This window comes from Flavobacterium sp., assembly GCF_013823965.1.
Classification (GTDB): domain Bacteria; phylum Bacteroidota; class Bacteroidia; order Flavobacteriales; family Flavobacteriaceae; genus Flavobacterium.
In genome coordinates this window covers 1-19,987 of sequence record NZ_PNNA01000030.1, presented here as the reverse complement: position 1 = coordinate 19,987, position 19,987 = coordinate 1, and the positions used below count along the sequence as shown (strand labels likewise).

The following is a 19,987-nucleotide window of genomic DNA, read 5'->3' as shown; positions in this document are numbered from 1 at the left end:
GGTTCCGGTTTTTTCGACAGTTTGACGGGTTTGATTTTCTTTATGCTTTTGGGCAAAATGTTCCAAATCAAAACCTATAGTTTCTTGAGTTTCGAAAGAGATTTCAAGTCTTATTTTCCAATAGCAATTACCAGAATCAACACCGATACTTCAGAAGAAAGCGTTCCAATTTATGATATCGAAAAGGGAAATCGCTTATTGATCAGGAATCAGGAATTGATTCCGGTAGACGGAATTTTGATTTCTGAAAAAGCTGAAATTGATTATAGTTTTGTTACCGGGGAAGCCGTTCCCATTACCAAAAAATCCGGTGATAAAGTTTTTGCCGGAGGAAAGCAAATGGGGAAAGTAATCGAAATGGAAGTCTTGCATTCGGTTTCTCAAAGCTATTTGACACAATTATGGAGCAACGACGTTTTCCAGAAAAATGTGGAACAAAAACATAAATCCATTACCGATACCATCAGTCGTTATTTTACGCCCATACTGTTGATAATAGCTTTTGCGGGATTTGGTTATTGGATTTTTATTGATGCCAATATTGCTTTCAATGTTTTCACGGCAGTGTTAATCGTGGCTTGCCCTTGTGCATTGGCATTGACGGCACCTTTTACGATGGGGAATATATTGCGAATTTTGGGTAAAAAGAAATTCTATCTCAAAAATGCCTTGGTCATCGAGCAATTGGCCAAAGTCGACACGATAGTTTTTGATAAAACCGGAACCATTACCACCAATAAAAAATCGAACATCTCTTATGAAGGAAATGAACTTTCAGCGGAGAATTTGATGATTGTCAAAAACGTGCTTCGAGCTTCCAATCACCCATTAAGCAGAATGTTGTATGAATTTTTGCCGGAGGGCAAACGTTACAAAATCAATAATTTTGAGGAAATCACGGGAAAAGGAATTCAAGCCGACGTTGAAGGAAATCAAGTTCAAATAGGTTCAGCTGCTTTTGTTGGGAATTCGGAAGAAAATAACATTCAACAAACTTCCGTTCACATCAAGATTAATGAAGTGTATTGCGGAAAATATATTTTCAACAATCAATACAGGGAAGGCTTGGCGGAACTTTTCGAGAAATTAAGCCAGAACTATCACATAAAAGTTTTGTCTGGTGACAATGAAGGGGAACAAGCTACCTTGGAAAGTATTTTGCCTAAAGGAACGGAATTGGTCTTCAATCAAAAGCCGGAACAAAAATTGGAATTCATCAAGAAACTCCAGCAAGAAGGCAAAAACGTGATGATGGTAGGCGATGGGCTGAATGATGCCGGAGCTTTGGCACAAAGTAATATTGGAATCTCAATTTCCGAAAACGTCAATGTTTTTTCACCGGCTTGTGATGCAATTCTTGATGCAGGAGAGTTCAAAAAGTTAGACTATTTTTTAAAACTTTCCCAAAAAGCCATCACCACCATAAAAATGAGTTTTGCATTATCGTTATTATATAATGTTGTAGGATTGTCATTTGCCATTACAGGGAACTTGTTGCCCTTGGTGGCAGCCATTATCATGCCTTTAAGCACGGTCACAATTGTCAGTTTTGTGACGGTCATGAGTAATTATTATGCTAGAAGATTAAAGTAAAAAAGGCCTTTTAATTGAATTTTTTTTATATTTTTAACAAATAATCAAAATATGATAAATGTCATATTTTGAAAAAAGACTATAAAGTATTTTTGTTCGCGTAATTCTACAATATGAGTGTTATCTATTTACTTATTTCCATCAGCATACTTGTTGCTATTGTTTTTTTTGTTGCTTTCATAATGGCAGTTAAAAAAGGGCAATACGATGATGATTACACTCCTTCGGTCAGAATGCTTTTTGATGATGAATTAATTCATTCCAAAGTTGAAAAGCCCAAAGTCGAAAACCCATCATAGGCCAGTTGAATACAAAAAAACCTATAGAATCTTAAACCATTAAACCAATTAACAAATAACTATTTATGGAAATGCAACAGTTTTATTATGACAACAAAATTGTAAAGAAGTTCATTTACGCAACCATCGTTTTCGGTGTTGTGGGGATGTTGGTGGGGCTTATTTTGGCCTTGATGTTTCTTTTTCCAAACCTGACCGACGGAATTTCGTGGTTGAGTTTTGGTAGATTAAGACCTTTACATACTAATGCGGTAATTTTTGCTTTTGTGGGAAATGCAATGTTTGCCGGAATTTATTATTCCTTGCAACGATTGTTAAAAGCCAGGATGTTCAGTGATTTTTTAAGCAACTTGAACTTTTGGGGATGGCAATTGATTATTGTGGCTGCGGCAGTTTCATTGCCTTTGGGATACAGCACTTCTAAAGAATATGCCGAATTGGAATGGCCAATCGATATTGCTATCGCCTTGATTTGGGTAGCTTTTGGTGTCAACATGATTGGTACAATCCTAAAAAGAAGAGAGCGTCATTTATATGTAGCCATCTGGTTTTACATCGCCACTTTCGTAACGGTTGCAGTATTGCATATTTTCAATAGTTTGGCATTGCCTGTAAGCGGAATGAAAAGTTACTCTGTTTACGCAGGAGTTCAAGATGCCTTGGTTCAATGGTGGTATGGTCACAATGCGGTTGCCTTTTTCTTGACTACTCCGTTTTTGGGATTAATGTATTACTTTGTACCAAAAGTGGCAAATCGTCCGGTTTATTCTTATAGATTATCAATTGTTCACTTCTGGTCATTAATATTTTTATACATCTGGGCAGGACCACATCATTTATTATATTCGGCTTTACCTACTTGGGCACAAAACTTGGGTGTTGTGTTCTCCATAATGTTGATAGCTCCATCTTGGGGAGGTATGATTAACGGATTGTTGACTTTGAGAGGAGTTTGGGATAAAGTACGTGTGGAGCCAGTTTTAAAATTCTTTGTTGTAGCCATCACGGGTTATGGTATGGCAACTTTTGAAGGGCCAATGTTGTCTCTTAAAAACGTAAATGCAATTGCGCATTTCACGGATTGGATTATTGCTCACGTTCACGTTGGAGCATTAGCTTGGAACGGATTTATGGCCTTCGGTATTATTTATTGGTTGATACCAAGAATGACCAAAACAGAATTGTATTCTACTAAATTAGCCAATTTCCATTTTTGGATTGGAACCTTGGGAATTATACTTTACACACTACCTATGTATGTTGCTGGTTTTACCCAAGCATCGATGTGGAAACAATTTAACCCTGATGGAACCTTGACTTATGGTAACTTCCTTGAAACCGTAACTCAAATTATGCCAATGTATTGGATGAGAGCCATTGGTGGAACATTATACCTCACAGGTATGTTGGTGTTGGTTTACAATATTATCCAAACCGTGAGAGCTGGTGAAACTATCGAAGATGAATTGGCAGAAGCACCTGAATTACAAAAAATTAGCGCCGGAAGAATTCAAGGCGAAAAATACCATGCTTGGTTAGAAAGAAAACCTATCCAATTAACAATTTTTGCTGTCATTGCCATCCTTATTGGTGGAGTTGTTCAAATTGTTCCTACGATTATGGTAAAATCCAACATTCCAACCATTGCTAGCGTGAAACCATATTCACCATTAGAATTGCAAGGTCGTGATTTATACATTCGTGAAGGATGTGTGGGTTGTCACTCTCAAATGGTGCGTCCTTTCCGTAGTGAAGTGGAACGTTATGGACCACAATCCAAAGCTGGGGAATTTGTATATGATCATCCATTTCTTTGGGGTTCAAAACGTACAGGTCCAGATTTATTGAGAGAAGGTGGAAAATACAATGACAATTGGCATTTTAACCACTTTTGGAGTCCACAAAGTATTTCTGCAGGTTCCATTATGCCGGCTTACAAATGGTTGTTCGATAACAAATCGATGGATAATTCTTTAATCCAAAAGAAAATGCAAGTTATGGTAACCCTAGGAGTTCCCTACACTGATGCACAAATTGCAAATGCCGAAAATGATTTGAGAGCTCAAGCTGTCAAAATCGAGGAAAGCTTGAAAAATGATCCTGACTTTGTGAAAAGTTATGACAACAGCAAGAAAAAAGCAGAAGCCAGAGGAGAAAAATTTGTTCCAATGAATGAAAGAGAAATTGTTGCGTTAATCGCCTACATTCAGCGTTTGGGAACTGACATTAAAGTAAAATAAAGTTAGTCATGTTCGAACAAATAAAACACAATATGGAAACCATCGCTGGAGTGGCGGTGTATCCAATACTTTCATTATTGATTTTCTTTGTCTTTTTTGTGGGACTTGGCATCTGGGTGTTTTCATACAAGAAAGAAAAGATTGACGAAATGAGTCAAATTCCATTAAACGACAATCAAACAATATAATTTTCAAAATAGATATAAAAATGAAAAAATTAATCCCGGCATATTTAAGAGTAACACTTATTTTCTTCGCTGTTCTTGGTGCAATGGAATATTTTATTGACTCTGGTGACAAACCAGCATTTATAAAATTCCCAATGGTTTCCCTATTTTTATTCGTGTTTTTATTTCTTCTTATTGCAATAGAAATTACGGTTAAAGCTGTTGACACCATCACTTATCAATTGCTGACCGAGGAACAAAAAATAAAATTGGCAGAAACTACAAACATCAGTTTTAAAGATAGTAGTTGGTATAAAAATTTAATGAAAATGCTTACCAAGTCAGTGCCAATTGAAAAAGAAGGCGAATTACTGTTGGAGCATGATTATGATGGCATCAAAGAGTTGGACAATAATTTACCGCCTTGGTGGGTTTATTTGTTCTACATTTGTATCATTTTTGCGGTAGTGTATTTAGTTCGTTTTGAAATTATGGGCGCAGACAACCAAGAAATGGAATTGAAAAAAGAAATGGCTCAAGCCCAAATTGATATTGCAGAATACAAAAAAACGGCACCAGATTTAATGGACGAAAAAACAGTTACCTTGTTGACCGACCCAGCAGATCTTGCAGCTGGAAAAGCCATTTTTACAGCTAATTGCGTCCCTTGTCACAGAGCTGATGCAGGTGGGCAAATTGGACCAAACCTAACGGATGATCAATGGATTTTGGGTGGTGGAATTAAAAATGTTTTTCACACTCTCCTAAATGGTGGACGTGACGGAAAAGGAATGATTTCCTGGAAAGGAACATTGAAACCTAAAGAAATGCAGGAAGTTGCCAGTTATGTATTGTCATTAAAAGGAAGCAATCCTAAAGACCCTAAAGCACCCGAAGGTGAAATCTGGGTTGATGAAAATGCGCCTAAAACTGCCGCTGCAGCTCCCGTTGCCGCAGACAGTACAAAAGTAAAATAAAAATTAAAGACAAATATAAAGCGAACAGATCCTGAATTATTTCAGGATTTGTTTTTTGTATAATTATTCAGAAATATAATTTGACTTTAATAGAATAGCTGTTTTATAACAAAGAAATAATCGTGAATTTTATCTGAACCAGTTTTATACAATAAAATCAATTCTTTTGAAGTAATGTAACATAAGTTTCAAAGTAAATGAATTCAAAACTTTAATTTTATACCTTTAAATTTTAAAATTTTAACAATGTCAAAATTACCAGACGAAGCTTTCAGAGATACCATCGGAACAATAGATTCAGCAGGAAACAGAAAATTTATTTTCCCTAAAAAACCTTCTGGCAGATTTTATGATTACAGAAAGTGGGTCAGTTATTTTTTGCTGATTGTTCTTGTTGCGAATCCTTTCATCAAGATTAACGGCAACCAATTCATGATGTTCAACGTTTTGGAAAGAAGATTCAATATTTTCGGATTTCCATTTTGGCCACAAGATTTTTACTTGTTTGTGGTTTCGATGATTGTGGGTGTTGTTTTTGTCATCCTTTTTACAGTAATTTTTGGTCGAATATTTTGCGGATGGATTTGTCCTCAAACTATTTTTCTGGAAATGGTTTTTCGTAGAATTGAATACTGGATTGAAGGCGATAGAGGTGCCCAAATTCGTTTGGAAAAACAAGAGTGGAATGCCGAAAAAATAAGAAAAAAAGCTGTTAAATGGACTGTTTTTCTAATCATTTCATTTTTCATTGCCAATGTTTTCCTTGCTTACTTAATTGGAAGCGACCAACTAATCACAATGATTGAAGATGGACCGGAAAGTCATCTCAGCACATTAATTTCATTATTTATCTTTACCGGGGTTTTTTATTTTATTTTTGCTTGGTTTAGAGAACAGGTTTGCATCATTGCTTGCCCTTACGGAAGGTTGCAAGGCGTATTATTGGATGATAAATCCATCAATGTTGCCTATGATTTTGTTCGTGGCGAAAAAGAATTGGGCAGGGCCAAATTTAACAAACAAGAAGATAGGGCAGCTTCAGGGAAAGGAGATTGTATAGATTGTAAACAATGTGTTCACGTTTGTCCAACAGGAATTGACATTCGCAACGGAACGCAACTCGAATGTGTGAATTGTACTGCCTGTATAGATGAATGCGACTCGATGATGGAAAGTGTTGGATTGCCAAAAGGACTAATCCGCTATGCTTCAGAAGATGAAATTGAGAAAAATTCCAAGTTCAAGTTTACGGCAAGAATGAAAGGGTATTCTGCTGTATTGTTCATATTGGTTGGAATTTTAATTGGATTATTGTTCTTGCGCACGGATGTCGAAGCGGTTATTTTACGTCTTCCAGGGCAATTGTACCAACATAAAGGTGAAAATATAAGCAATATTTACACATTCAAGATTATCAATAAAACCAATAATAATTTCAATGATATTCATTTCAAATTGGTTGGAATAAAAGGAAATCTTAAAGTGGTGGGTGAACAAGATTTAAAAGTGCCCAAACAAGGAATGAAAAGTGGTACTTTGTTTGTGGAAATCAACCAATATCTTTTGGAAAGCGACAAGACTAAACTGGAAATTGACGTTTATGATGGAGATAAAAAGATTGAAACAAGCCATACTAATTTTTTAAGCCCAAGGAGTTTTGATTAACCCTTTAAACTTTAAACTATAAAACGACATGAAAATTAATTGGGGAACTGGAATTGTGATAGCATTTGCAATATTTATAACTTTTATTTTATATTTTGTTTTCACCGTGCAATCTAATTCTAAATACGACAATGAATTGGTTGTAGAAGAATACTACAAACATGATGCAAAGTTTGGGGATGAAATGGCAAGAATCCAAGAAGCACAAGATTTAGTGCAAAAGCCTACAATAACTAATGCTTCCGATGGAATTACCATAGTTTTTCCTGAAGTGTTTACTCCAAAAAACATCAAGGGTAAAGTGGTTTTTTATAGGCCTTCCAACAAAAAATTTGATTTTGAAGTTCCTATTTCTCTTTCCAGTCCTTCTTTGGTAGTGCCAAAGAAAAGATTGTTGGGAGGTCGCTGGAATATCAATATGGAATGGCAATATGAAGGAAAACAATATCTGACAAAAGATACTATTTATATTAATTAGTCATAAAGTCTAAAGTTTTAAAATAAAATAAACTACTTTATGACTTTAGACTTTGGGATTTTAGACTTTTTTATGCTTTACACCGCTTTCATCTTCGGTTTAATCAGTAGTTTTCACTGCATCGGAATGTGTGGCCCAATCGCCATGATGTTGCCTGTGGATAGAGACAATCAAGCCAAGAAGGTGACCCAAATCATGACCTATCATTTTGGGAGATTGATGGCCTATGCCTCAATTGGTTTGTTTTTTGGATTATTGGGAAAAGGATTGTTTCTTGCCGGAATGCAACAAAAAATGTCCATATTTATTGGCATTGCGATGATTGTGGTAATTTTGATTCCCGAGAAAGTATTTGCTAGATACAATTTTTCAAAACCTGTTTTCGTGTTGATTTCTAAAATTAAATCCACTTTAGGAAAACAATTCAAAAATAAAAGCTACAAATCACTATTTACCATTGGGTTGCTTAATGGTTTCTTGCCCTGCGGCATGGTTTATGTCGCCTTGTTTGGAGCCATTGCCATGCAAAGCGAAAGTTTTGGAGTGCTGTACATGCTTTTGTTTGGGTTGGGTACCGTACCAATGATGAGCACGGTGGTCTATCTCCATTCTTTTTTGACGGTTCCTGTTCGAAACAAGATTCAAAAAATCATTCCCTATGTTGCCGTGGCAATGGGGGTATTATTTATTTTAAGAGGTTTGGGCTTGGGAATTCCTTATGTTTCACCTTCTGACATGAGTTTGTTTGTTCAGGCAACTCCTAACTGTCATTAGAACAGTTATTTAAATAGTCATCGAAAACAACTGTGTTTCTGGTGTCTTTCTTTTCAAACGCAAATCAAAAGCCATGCAAATATTACGGATAAAAGCTTTTCCGGCATCCGTAACCAGAATGCCATTTGTTTTAATAACGACCAATCCGTCATTTTTCATTTCTTTCAGTTGGAGTAAAATTTCTGGAATTTCGGGTATATAATTAGATGGATCTTCCCAAGAAGTTTCAAATTGGCACATAATGTTCAAAATGTGTTTTCTAATGATAAGATCTTCCGCTGTTAACAAATGTCCTCTAAAAATAGGTAATTTGTCGCTTTCCAATAAGGCATAATATTCTTCCAATCCTTTCACGTTTTGGGCAAAACTATACCAACTGTCACTAATGGAAGAAACGCCCAATCCAATCATTAATTGCGTTTTAGACGAACTGTATCCCATAAAATTACGATGTAATTTCCCGGTTTTGAAGGAATCAAACAAACTGTCGGTTTTTAATGCAAAATGATCCATTCCTATTTCATAATAATCATTTTCATACAATAAATCTTTTCCAACTTCATAAAGTTGTCTTTTTTCTTCGTCTTTTGGAATGTCCTCATCGTTGAATCCGCGTTGTCCATTTCCTTTTATCCATGGCACGTGTGCATAACTATAAAAGGCTAATCTGTCCGGTTGCAGCGAATGTGTTTTTTCGATAGTATCAATCACGTCATCGACTCCTTGAAAAGGCAATCCAAAAATAAGATCGTGACCAATGGATGTATAACCAATTTCCCTTGCCCAAAAAGTAACTTTCGCAACATTGTGAAAAGGTTGATTGCGGTGGATGGCTTTTTGCACTTTTTCAGAGTAATCTTGGACGCCAAAACTAACTCTTCTAAAACCTAAATCGTATAATTTTTGCAAGTGCGCTCGGGTCGTGTTGTTGGGATGACCTTCAAAACTGAATTCATGGTCTTTGGCTTTTTCAGCATAACAAAAAATACCGCTTATTAAGTCTTCCAAGTTTTTTGTGGAGAAAAAAGTAGGTGTTCCTCCACCCAAATGAATTTCTTTTATGATGGGTTTTTCGTCAAGAATATCACAATACAAAGCCCATTCTTTCAAAACGGCTTCAATATAAGGATTCTCGACATCGTGATTTTTTGTGATTCGCTTGTTACACCCACAAAAAGTACACATGCTTTCGCAAAATGGAAGGTGTATATAAAGACTCAATCCTTCTTTGGCATTGCTTTCCGCAAAAGATTTTTTCAAGGTATCTATCCAGATTTGATAGGTAAAATCTTTTTCATCCCAATAGGGAACGGTAGGATAACTTGTATATCTTGGGCCTGGAACATTATATTTTTGAAGGATAGAATTTTTCATGGTAAACAAGTTTTTCATTATTCAAAAGTAAACCGAGATTGTTAATATTAAAATGATAATTATCATATAAAAATTGTGCTTTCACAAACAAAAAAAGAGGCTTTTGAGACCTCTTCTGATGAATTAATAATCAAATATAAAAAAACGTGATTAGTTAGAAATACATTCCTGGATAATTTCTCTCCATTTTTTTGCCAATTGATGATCTTCATGCAAACAAATTTGATTTATTTGATCATTTTCAATTTTATAAAACGGAATCAATTCTGTTTTTTTGTCTTTTTTGTATTGAAATTCAAACTCGATTTTTACAATCGTATTGGAATTTCCTTCGGCCGTAATCGACAGTTTGCAGGATTCAACGGTATTTAAGTCGATAAAGTATACAATTTCTTTTTCCTTCGAATTAAAATCCATAAAAAGAAATCCTTTGTTTTTTTCGTCTAAAGCCAAAACCTTTTTGTTTTGGGTTTCCGTCAATTCAAATTTCAGACGATTGTTTTGGCTGTATTTGTTTTTAATTTCCTTGATTTTGTTATTGTTTATTGAATTTGATCTCATAACGTAGAAAAGGGGAATTCCAATTAATATTGTTATAAAAAGTCCAATTATTGTTACTGATGTGTCCATTATTTTTTTGTTTTTTTTAATTAAATATATAGTATGAAAGGAACTGAATATCTGACGATATTAGTTCAAATTTAGAAGAGATGTCTCTTCTAATGCTGGAATCATACGTCAAATCACCAAAAAAAATGGAAAGGAAAGAGTAGGAGCGAAACCATTTCACATCGATTGATGTCCTGATTCGCGAAAAGGGTAAAAGTGGTACTAATTTTTAAATCTGGTATAACAACCAGTAGCGTTTCAAAATATTTTGAAGCTGAAAAATCTGCAGTTTTGTGAGGCGGAGTAACTATACTGCTCGCTTGCGGCTGAATAAAAACTGAAGAATGGATGCCATCTACAGAAAAGGAAGAATTGTTTTTTGCTGACGGAATTTTGTCAACAGCAGATTTATTTGCGGTAAAAGCAAATAAAAAAACTATTGAAAATGCAATAAAAATAAAGGTTTTCCGAATCCAATTCATTTTGCAAATGTAAAGTTTGCAGACAACTTTGGGCAGTTTTTTTTGATAAATGAAAGTTAAAATTTAAGTTTTTTGAATTTTTTTTCTAAAAAAAAGCCCCAATTCATTTTTCTGAATTGAGGCTTGATGTAGTTTGAAGGCTTTAAGTTTTATCCTTGATTCAAATTTCTTATTTGTTTCAACTTGTCTTTTAAAAGCTCCATTTCTTCCCTGTGTTTTTCAATGTTTTTACGCACTTCCAACACGATTGAATTTTCCTTTTTGGCATTTCGAGTATTGGCAAAAAACTGGATGTTGTTTTCCAATTGGAAAATTTCATTTTTGATTTCGTCAATTTTTCGCATCAAGAAAATCTTTTCGTTTTCCAGTTTTCTAGAGTCGTTATTTTCAGATAAACTATCGATTCTATTGGCGAAACGCATCATTTCGCTGTCTTTTTTGCTCAAACTTAATTTTTCGAACAAGGCATCGAGTACTTTGTTGAATTTTCCTTCGATGTGTCTTCTCGGGAAAGGAACTCTTCCAAAACTTTTCCAGTTTTCAATATGTGCTTTTATGGCGTCCAAGTCGGTTTTGTGGTCGCCGGTTAGTTGAAACTCTCTTAAAGATTCCAAATAGGCTTTCTTTTTGTCGAAAGCTTCAATTTCTTCGCTGTTTTCCTCGTTTTTCTGTTCTTTTAATTTGTCAAAATAATGGTTGCAGGCTTCTTTGAACTCTGCCCAAATTTTGTCTGAATATTTTCTGGGCACGTGACCTATTTGTTTCCACTCTTCTTGAATTTGCTTCATGATGGGAGTCGTGGCTGCAAAATCGGTGCTTTCTTGCAATTCTTTGGCTTTGGCAACAAGAGCTGTTTTTCGGTTCAGGTTGTTGTTTTGGTCTTTCTTGATGTCCTTATAAAACGAATTCTTGAAAGAATTAAAATTCCTCACGGCAGTTTTAAATCCTGCCCAAGTTTCTTCATTTACTTCCGAAGGTACTTTTCCGGCAGAGAAAAAGGCGGTTCTCAAGGCTTCCACTTTTTCTATTTGTTGTAACCATTGCGAATGTGCGTTCACTTTTTCGGTGGCCAATACTTCAATTTTGGCAATGATTTCTTTTTTCTTTTCCAGGTTTTCCAGTTCGGTTCCTCGCATGTTTTCAAACAAAACTTCACGTTTGTCGTGCATTTGTTTGGTCAAATCACTGAATTTGTTCCATATTTCATCCCTAAATTCTCTGGAAACTGGACCAATATCTTCTTTCCAAATTTTATGCAAATCCTGTAATTCACGAAAAGCTTTGTTGACATCGGCTTCGTTGACCAATTCTTCGACACGTGCCACAATTTTTTGTTTTTGTTCTAAATTGTGTTTAAAATCAAGGTCTCGCGCTTCTCTGTCAAGATGTAAATAGTCATAGAAGTTTTCTACGTGAAAATGGTAGTTGTTCCAAACGTGGTTGTATTTGTCTTTTGGGATAGGGCCGGCATTTTTCCATCGCTCTCTTAAATCATTAAAATGTTTCAAGGTGTCCTTGATGTTTTCCTGCGGATTGATGAGTTCTTTCAATTCCTCTACAATTGCCAATCTGTTTTCTAAATTGGTTTTCAAATTGGTTTGTAAACTTTTGAAATGCGCATTTTTATTATCCCGAAACAAGGAATAATACTGGTCAAATGTGGTTTTTAATGGAGAATGGTATTGAAATTCTTCATTTGTATCTGTGTTTTCGGCAAGGAATTCCTCTTTTTTCTCTTCTAAAAGATGGATGTATTTTGCCAAAAATGATTTCTTGATTTCTTCAACATGATCTTTTACCGACATCACTTTTTCATTGGTGACCAAATTTTTCAATTCGTCCACTAGTGATTCTAACGACAATGCATCATAATCCAACATGGGAATATCGTGACGTTCTTTCAGCGTTTCGTCTTCGCTTTCCTCGGCATTTGTGTTGGCTATGGCGTCTGTGATAGTGGTGTTGTTGGATGATTGATTTTCTTGTTCCCCATCGTTTGGGATAGCTTCAGCAACAGTTTCTACAGGCTTCGCCGGTGTTTCTAAATCTACTGTAACTTCATCTTCGATTACAGTGCTGACAACGGGTAATTCTCCATCTACAATTGTTGAAGCTATTTCTTCAACTTGTTCTGCAGTTTGTTCATTACTGTTTTCTACGATTGCCAAATTTTCCAAAACTGTTGTTTCGGTTTGAATCATTTCTGGTGAATTGATTTCTAAATTTCCATCTGCCCCAAGCAGGTTATCATTCTTTTCTTCTAACATCTTTTCAATGTATAAGGTTCAATTTTTTTTCGAGTCCGAAAGATAGTAAAGGTTGCCCATAATTCAAAGAAAATCCCTTATTTATAGTCATTTTATATGTGAATCCTTTTTTTTAAGAAGCTATTTCCTGTTATTTCTTCTGTCTTTTTTAGTTGTATAAAAGGTGAAAATTGAAGGATTTCGCTGCTGTTTGTTCTAGTAATCAGTGAGATAAAATTGTTTCATGATGTCGAAAAGTCTTTTTCTGGAACTTGTTACAGATATTAATTTTTTAAAAATAGACACTATGATTTTTACAATTGTCTGATGGTTCCGTTATGGATGTCATATTGCATGGGAACTACTTTAGCATGCATTTCTTTGACGATTGGATTGTCTTCAATCATTTTATAAGAGTGTTTTATATTGGCAATGATGCACGAATTCAAATTGTTTTCTTTTGAAATTTTCTTTTCTTCGTTTTCATTGGCAATGGTTTCCACGATGTCATCTATATGGGAAAGGTGTTTTTTGTATTCATTGTTTTTATCGCCCACATAAGCTTTTATGGCGCCACATTCCGTGTGACCCAAAACAATGATTAGTTTGGCGTCGAGATGTTCTACGGCATATTCAATGCTTCCCATGTCAATGTCAGAGATTAGATTCCCCGCATTTCGAATGACAAATAAATCGCCTATTCCTTGATCAAAAAGTATTTCGGGAGCAACCCTGCTATCGGAACAAGTCAAAACAACCGCAAACGGATGTTGTGCCTCTTGATTTGCCAAAATGGTCTTTTTGTTTTGGTGTGGATGAATCAATTTTTCATCTAGAAATCTTTTATTTCCCGAAATTAACCTTTCAATCGGAGTTTCATTTTTGTTTAGTGTCACTTCTGGATTTGCTTCTTTTTTGCAACTCAAAGTTGTGGCGAGAATTAGGGCCAACATTAAAGTTTTTTTTCTCATTTTTTTATTGATTATTTTGTTTTTGAATTTAGGATTCTATTTTTCTCTACAACTTCATTGAGTTAAAGTTTTGGTGTTTCCTTCTGAAAAAGAACTGTGTTTGCACCAAAATACAGCTGCCAAGACAAGCATCAAATTTAGGAAAACTATACCACAAATAATCAAAAATACTTTTATTTATTGCAGGTTTTTAGTGATTAAATGTAAGGGAATTGCTTTTGTTTTTTTGAACAATTTCGTAGAAGTGATGTTGGGTAAAAGTTTGTCACTAATTTTTATGGAAGTACTTCAGTCGTCATGTTTTAGGTGTTTCGTTTGTAGGTTTGGGTAAGGTAAAAAAATAGGCGACAACGATCAATGTCATGGTTGCGGTTAACACAAAAGCTGTTGTTGCTCCAAATGAAAACCAAATTAGTCCTGTAAGAGAACTAGCCAGCATGGCGCATAGGCTTTGTAGTCCTGAAAATGTTCCAATCGCTGTTGCCGTGTCTTTTTTGTTTATGATATTGGAAATCCAAGCTTTGGAAATTCCTTCTGTTGCTGAGGCATAAACACCGTATAGAAAAAACAAACCAATAAAGAAGTAAGGATTAGTATTTAATGCCATTCCGAAATAAACGGTCGCAAACAGCAATAATCCGATGATGAAAATTGTTTTCAGTCCTACATTGTCAGCAATAATGCCAATTGGAAAAGCAAACAAAGCGTAAATCAGATTGTAGAAAATATAAACGCCTATGATCATGGTGTCGTCAAACCCAGATTGTTTTGCCTGAAGCAATAAAAATACATCCGAACTGTTGAAAAGCGCAAAAACTAAAAGTCCAATGACAAGTTTTCTATAAGCCTCCGGGCTTTGCTTCCAATACTGTACTAATGAAAAGAAATTGATTTTAACTTTTGGTTTGTTCTCAATTACATTTTTGTCTTTGAGATAGAATGAAGATAAAACAGCCAATACTCCAGGAATAAATGCAATGAAAAAGAGTGTTTTATAATCCTGTGGATTGAAATATAAATAAATCAAGGCCAAACTGGGGCCGATGACAGCTCCCAATGTGTCCATGGAACGGTGAAGTCCAAAAACTTTTCCTTTTGTTTCCGGTGTAGCCTCGTCCGAGAGGATAGCGTCTCTGGCACCAGTTCGAATACCTTTGCCAAAACGATCTATTGTCCGTGAAAAAAATATCCAAAGTGGAAAGGTGAAAATTGCCATCATTGGCTTTGAAATTGAACTGAGTGCATACCCTATTTGCACAAACGGAACGCGTCTGCCCGAAGTGTCGGATAGTTGACCAAAATAACTCTTGCTCAATCCTGCCGTTGCTTCGGCAATGCCTTCAAGTATTCCGATTAGAACAATTGAAAAACCTATTGTTTTCAAGTAAATGGGCATAATTGGATACAGCATTTCGCTTGCCGTGTCGGTAAACAAACTAACCACCGATAAAACCCAAACGGTTCTTGTGATGTTTTTCAAAACGTTGTCCTTTTTTGCTGTTCGTTCATTGTCTGCATTGTGAGGTTGGGGCTATCAGTTTGTTTCGATTACAACGAACGTTCTGGTGCTACAGCGGGTTTGGGGTTAAATTTAGCCTATTCTTCGGATTTGTCACCCGAGTCTCGATAATTATCGTGACGAACGGACGAAGTAAATCATCCCAAATACAAAACCATCATTCCATTAAGAAAATTGCCCAAATCCGTTGTAGTAGCTGTTAGGCAGTAGTGTTTTTAATATTTGATTAATTTAAAGTCCTCTATTAATCCATCAGAATAAATTTTTAAGAGATATATTCCTTTTGGAAAACTTGCTGTATTTAATTGATTTATATTCTGATTTTGTTTAAAGACTTTTTTTCCTAAAACATCTAGTATTTCTACGGCATCTATTTGATGTCTTGATAAGGAGATTATGTTTAATTTGTCTTCAACAGGATTTGGATAAATACTAAAATTTTTATTTTTAAACTGATTTTCTTGGATACTAAGTAAATTAGAATTATTATATTTTGCCAAAGCTACATTACTCGGGGAGTTAGTATTACCTATAGCAATAATATTAGTTTCATTTACAATTACTTTTTGAACTCCACTAAAATTCATGTTTGTTATTACACCATTGACTCCAAAATTTGTCTTATAACTTCCATCTTGGTTTAATTTCATTAAAAAACCATAAGTTGAACTTGAAGTTGATGATCCTCCAGCGAGAAAAATTGAATTATCATATAAAATATTCAGGTCTTGTACAAAATCTTTTTCACTATTTGTATCAATCAATAATTTACCATCATCGCTAAACGATGTATCGAGTAATCCATCAATTGTAAATCTGGCTAGATTAATATTGTAATTAAAAGAGTCTTTAGCTCTTGAACCAATCGCATATATTTTATTTTGAAATATTTTGATTGATAAAAAGCGGTCATAATAATCATAAGGATTAGCACCAAATTGAGCATAACTGTAACCATTTATGCCAAAAGTTGTATCAATACTGCCATTTGAATTTAATTGTAACAATAAAGAGGATTCATTGGGATTGTTTACCACACCGCCAATCAAAATTTTATCACCATTCATAACAGAACAAAATGCTCTTTGAGATAATGAATCAAAATTAATAACCGCTACACCATTTGTCCCAAAATTAGTATCAAAACTTCCGTCAGCATTTAATTTTATGACTTGTATATCTGCATTATTGTTTAAAACATATCCAACAACAATGATTTTATTATCAGGCAATACATGTAAAGATTGTATATCAGATTCAGAACCAGATATTTTTGTCGTAATTCCATTTGTTCCAAAAGTTGTATCTAATGTTCCGTCAGAATTTACTCGGGCAATCGTAGCATATGCAATCGAAGGACCTGAACGACCTGCAATAATAATTTTCCCGTCAGATTGAGTAGCAATTTTTCTCACCTGACTTTTATTACTTCCAAATTTAATAATTGAAATTCCACTACTTCCAAAAGAAAGATCTAATTCTCCATTGGGCAAATATTTTAATAATAAATTATCAGTACCGTTCAATGTAGTATATCCGGTAACAAGGATTTTATTATCGGGTAATTGAATTCCATCTTGAGCAAAATCGGTACTAGATGAAGATAAATCTGTAACAACTTTACCATTTGTCCCAAAGGATGTATCTAGAGAACCATCAGTTTGTGAATATATAATTGAATTACTAAAAATTAAAAAGAGTATTATTTTTTTCATGAATTGCTTTTTTAAATTGATTTAGATTCTTGATTTTGCTCTAACATTTCTGCCAACGTTTCGCAGCTTGGCGAAGTGGCGGATTTTGAAGTACTTACTTTCATTTTAGCACTAAACTTCATTTAAAAAAAAATATTCAATTTAGCACTGAACCCGCCATTTTTCCAAACTGCTGTTAGCAGAAGTATTTTTATTTTATTCTATTTAGTTCAGTTGCACTTTGAAAGCCTCCAATTGCTTCAAATACTTCGTCTTGATTTATTTTGTCAGTCCAACCTTTTTTAGCAAGCTCGTTTCTCACTTCTTCTTCGGTCTTTTCTTTTACAAAGTGGTAATACGCAAAATCTACAACTTCAACTGGAACTCTCTCAATTGCGTATTTTGTCAAAATCGAAATAATTTTCAAATAAACAAAAAGTCCAGTTAACCCAAGTTGTAATATCCAACTAATTATTAAACCAATCCAACCAGTATTTAGGTTTTTTATAGTTAATCCTTGAGAAAACCTTAATTTCAAAAATTCACAAAATCCAATTCTGTCATAATTATTTTCATTCAAAATGATTTCATACTGGAAATATTGGTTTGAAAAATAAATCAGTAAAATCATTCCAGCTAATATATACTGCAATTTATTGAAGTCTGTAAAATTTGAAAGTTTGATTAATTGTTTCATAGTCAATGCAATTGCAGTCGCTACTAAAAACTCAAATAATCCAATAAAATACATTCCTTTCACAGAAATAAATGCTATTGCAAAACCTAGAATTAGGGGAATTATTAATCCACCAACAATTGGTATCAAAATATTAGGTTCCTTTCCTTTAATTGGTTGTGGCAAACTTTCTGGAATTACATAGTCATCCCAGTTATTTTTCTTTTCGATTTCTTTTTCAAGCTCATTTAGTGATTGTCTGTCAAAAGTTTTTAAAGTTTCTTCATACGCATAGATAAATAATTTAACTCTTTTTGAGTTTCTCCCAACATCCCACATTTCATTTCCCAAACTCTCACTTTTCACAACTACATTACCATATTCATAACTTGCAGTTATTGCTTCTGTCCAGCGTTCAACACCTAAGCTTTTTTCCTTTCGTTTTGCTTCTACACTGTTTTCATCTTTAAATACTAAATCCCAACCAAGTTTTTCAACTGTTTTTTCAGCAATAGCTACAAATAGAGTTTTATTAACACTTGTCCTAAATTCTTCTTTGTATTTAGGTGTGAAATTTACGCTATGCTTTTTCTTTATTGTTTTTTCATAATTTTTAAAAATGTCTTCCATATGTTATCTGTTGGATTGTGTTGTTGTAATATTTCCGCTAACGTTCTGGCACTACAGCGGGTTTGGGACTAAATTAAGCCTTATCTTCGGATTTGCCTAATCATCCCAAATACAAAACCATCTTTAAATTCAGCCTAAAACCCCAATCTCGCCAAACGGCTGTTGTGTGTAGTTTTTATTTTTTGAAATTAATATAGGTTTTAGGACTTTCAGGAATGCTTGGATATAAATTTTCTATTTTAAATTCATTTTCATTAATTTTTACAAATTCAAAATCCTTAGTAAATCCACTATTATTACTTAAATTAATTGAATTGCCATTAATTTTGTAGTTAAATTCGTCTGGATTTTCGGATTTGATAATAACTAGTGAATTATTTGACTTAAAATTAATCTGTGTTCGGCCGGCAACAGGTGTAACTTCAGAATATGTTCCATTATCCAGAATGTTGTTTTCATCTTGATTACAAGAAAATAGCGAGAAAAAAAGCACTAATACAAACAAAAAATTTTTCATAATACATTATTTTTAAGTTATTATTTTATTTTCTTAATTCTATGCGTTATTTTGGTAAAATTGCACACAACGGTAAGGCGATAGGCTCCAGTTGCCTGTGTTGCGCCTGCGGCAGGCAATTGAGCTTATCGTTTTGCGGCTTGCAGAAGTGGCGGATTAAGCGAGCCTAAACTTTCGGTTAAGGACTGATTTTCCAAGTACAAAACCAACTTCAAATTAAACCCAAAACCCGCCATTTTTGCAAACCGCTGTTGTGCGTAGTTATTTTTAAATATCTACAAAATCCGAATCATTCAAATTTATGTTTTGGGTTGTTAATAATATCGAATTACTTGCTGGAAAATTAAAAACAGCTTGTTGTATAGTTCCATTTGGTTTGGTTCTTTGTAATGTGAATTTTTGAATTCCAAATTTTGTTATGTAAATTCTTTTTACAAAAATTGTATTAGCAGCAATTTCAGGATTAAATATTCGTCTTGTAGTTTCGTGATAAATTTGAATGGGGAATATTAAAATATTATTCATATTTATTGTTACATCGCAAGGATATAATTTTGTAAATTGATTGTAATTAAAAACAAATGGATTGCCTAAATTTTTTATTTCTACTGAATCATAAAATCCATAATAACTTTGATCATTTGGAGAATTTTCAAGAATTAATCTATATGAAGAACCTTCTCCAGTTGTTTTAAAAGTAATATCATATTCTCCATTAATATTTGTTAAAGTAGAATCTACATATTTAGAAAAATAATCTGTACTCCCTCCGTCAGAAACAAATTTGTTTTTAAATTCTCCAATTCTTACTTTTGAACTAACTATTGGTTCTCCATCATAATTCGTAAGCTTCCCCGAAACTTTCGTCTGAATTCCGCTCTGAATATTTTCTTTTTCACAGCTTATAAAGATTAAAAAAGAAAAAAGATAAATTAAATTTTTCATAATATTCTGTTTTTAAGTATTTTGTGTATAATTACGCACAACGGGCTCCGGCTTGTTCGTCGTTCCGAGAGGAGCTTGCTCCGAAGCGGAATGCGTACAAGCCGGTGATGGGGAATGTCCCTGAAAAGGGG

At 34.2% G+C, this 19,987-nt stretch carries 18 protein-coding genes; 9 read left to right on the top strand and 9 right to left on the bottom strand.

Going from position 1 to position 19,987, the window contains the following annotated elements; genetic code table 11:
- The 8 genes from C0430_RS03230 to C0430_RS03195 all read left to right on the top strand — a co-directional run.
- A partial coding sequence (locus tag C0430_RS03230; protein WP_290865419.1) for an HAD-IC family P-type ATPase occupies positions 1 to 1,593 on the top strand: 1,593 nt, incomplete at its 5' end.
- 113 nt (positions 1,594 to 1,706) lie between these two features.
- A complete protein-coding gene (gene ccoS, locus C0430_RS03225; protein WP_290865418.1) occupies positions 1,707 to 1,892 on the top strand; it encodes a cbb3-type cytochrome oxidase assembly protein CcoS in 186 nt (61 codons plus the stop codon).
- 65 nt (positions 1,893 to 1,957) lie between these two features.
- On the top strand, positions 1,958 to 4,132 hold the full coding sequence (gene ccoN / locus C0430_RS03220; protein ID WP_290865417.1) for a cytochrome-c oxidase, cbb3-type subunit I: 2,175 nt from the start codon (positions 1,958 to 1,960) through the stop codon (positions 4,130 to 4,132).
- A gap of 8 nt (positions 4,133 to 4,140) precedes the next feature.
- On the top strand, positions 4,141 to 4,320 hold the full coding sequence (locus tag C0430_RS03215) for a cbb3-type cytochrome c oxidase subunit 3 (RefSeq protein WP_290865416.1): 180 nt from the start codon (positions 4,141 to 4,143) through the stop codon (positions 4,318 to 4,320).
- Between the two features lie 20 nt (positions 4,321 to 4,340).
- Positions 4,341 to 5,276, top strand: coding sequence for a cbb3-type cytochrome c oxidase N-terminal domain-containing protein (locus C0430_RS03210; protein WP_290865415.1), 936 nt, complete (start codon positions 4,341 to 4,343; stop codon positions 5,274 to 5,276).
- Between the two features lie 246 nt (positions 5,277 to 5,522).
- Positions 5,523 to 6,941, top strand: a complete 1,419-nt coding sequence (ccoG, locus tag C0430_RS03205) for a cytochrome c oxidase accessory protein CcoG (protein ID WP_290865414.1) — start codon at positions 5,523 to 5,525, stop codon at positions 6,939 to 6,941.
- Positions 6,942 to 6,969: 28 nt separating this feature from the next.
- A complete protein-coding gene (locus C0430_RS03200) occupies positions 6,970 to 7,419 on the top strand; it encodes a FixH family protein (protein ID WP_290865413.1) in 450 nt (149 codons plus the stop codon).
- A 72-nt stretch (positions 7,420 to 7,491) separates the two neighbouring features.
- Entirely contained in the window at positions 7,492 to 8,193 is a 702-nt protein-coding gene (locus C0430_RS03195; protein WP_290865421.1) for a sulfite exporter TauE/SafE family protein, read from the top strand.
- A 9-nt stretch (positions 8,194 to 8,202) separates the two neighbouring features.
- On the opposite strand, the gene hemN is transcribed toward C0430_RS03195, so the two are convergent.
- Together hemN and C0430_RS03185 are read right to left on the bottom strand one after the other, a co-directional pair.
- Positions 8,203 to 9,567: an oxygen-independent coproporphyrinogen III oxidase gene (hemN, locus tag C0430_RS03190; RefSeq protein ID WP_290865412.1), complete on the bottom strand. Its 1,365-nt coding sequence runs from the start codon at positions 9,565 to 9,567 to the stop codon at positions 8,203 to 8,205.
- A 150-nt stretch (positions 9,568 to 9,717) separates the two neighbouring features.
- Positions 9,718 to 10,197: a hypothetical protein gene (locus tag C0430_RS03185; protein WP_290865411.1), complete on the bottom strand. Its 480-nt coding sequence runs from the start codon at positions 10,195 to 10,197 to the stop codon at positions 9,718 to 9,720.
- Positions 10,198 to 10,524: 327 nt separating this feature from the next.
- Between C0430_RS03185 and C0430_RS03180 the strand changes: the two genes are divergently transcribed.
- Positions 10,525 to 10,671 carry a hypothetical protein gene (locus tag C0430_RS03180; protein ID WP_290865410.1) on the top strand — a complete coding sequence of 49 codons (147 nt, stop codon included), beginning with the start codon at positions 10,525 to 10,527 and terminating at the stop codon, positions 10,669 to 10,671.
- Between the two features lie 136 nt (positions 10,672 to 10,807).
- Here C0430_RS03180 and C0430_RS03175 read toward each other — a convergent pair whose 3' ends face one another.
- The 7 genes from C0430_RS03175 to C0430_RS03145 form a co-directional block, all read right to left on the bottom strand.
- Positions 10,808 to 12,925: a DUF349 domain-containing protein gene (locus tag C0430_RS03175; RefSeq protein ID WP_290865408.1), complete on the bottom strand. Its 2,118-nt coding sequence runs from the start codon at positions 12,923 to 12,925 to the stop codon at positions 10,808 to 10,810.
- A 293-nt stretch (positions 12,926 to 13,218) separates the two neighbouring features.
- Complete coding sequence (locus C0430_RS03170; protein ID WP_290865406.1) at positions 13,219 to 13,875, bottom strand: carbonic anhydrase; 657 nt, start codon at positions 13,873 to 13,875, stop codon at positions 13,219 to 13,221.
- 295 nt (positions 13,876 to 14,170) lie between these two features.
- Complete coding sequence (locus C0430_RS03165) at positions 14,171 to 15,355, bottom strand: MFS transporter (protein ID WP_290865404.1); 1,185 nt, start codon at positions 15,353 to 15,355, stop codon at positions 14,171 to 14,173.
- Between the two features lie 254 nt (positions 15,356 to 15,609).
- On the bottom strand, positions 15,610 to 17,109 hold the full coding sequence (locus C0430_RS03160; RefSeq protein WP_290865402.1) for a T9SS type A sorting domain-containing protein: 1,500 nt from the start codon (positions 17,107 to 17,109) through the stop codon (positions 15,610 to 15,612).
- Positions 17,110 to 17,299: 190 nt separating this feature from the next.
- A complete protein-coding gene (locus C0430_RS03155) occupies positions 17,300 to 18,394 on the bottom strand; it encodes a hypothetical protein (protein ID WP_290865400.1) in 1,095 nt (364 codons plus the stop codon).
- Positions 18,395 to 18,569: 175 nt separating this feature from the next.
- Positions 18,570 to 18,911 carry a lipocalin family protein gene (locus tag C0430_RS03150; protein WP_290865398.1) on the bottom strand — a complete coding sequence of 114 codons (342 nt, stop codon included), beginning with the start codon at positions 18,909 to 18,911 and terminating at the stop codon, positions 18,570 to 18,572.
- A 267-nt stretch (positions 18,912 to 19,178) separates the two neighbouring features.
- The gene (locus C0430_RS03145) at positions 19,179 to 19,856 is read right to left on the bottom strand and encodes a hypothetical protein (protein ID WP_290865396.1); all 678 of its coding nucleotides are present in this window, start codon (positions 19,854 to 19,856) and stop codon (positions 19,179 to 19,181) included.
- Positions 19,857 to 19,987: the final 131 nt, after the last annotated feature.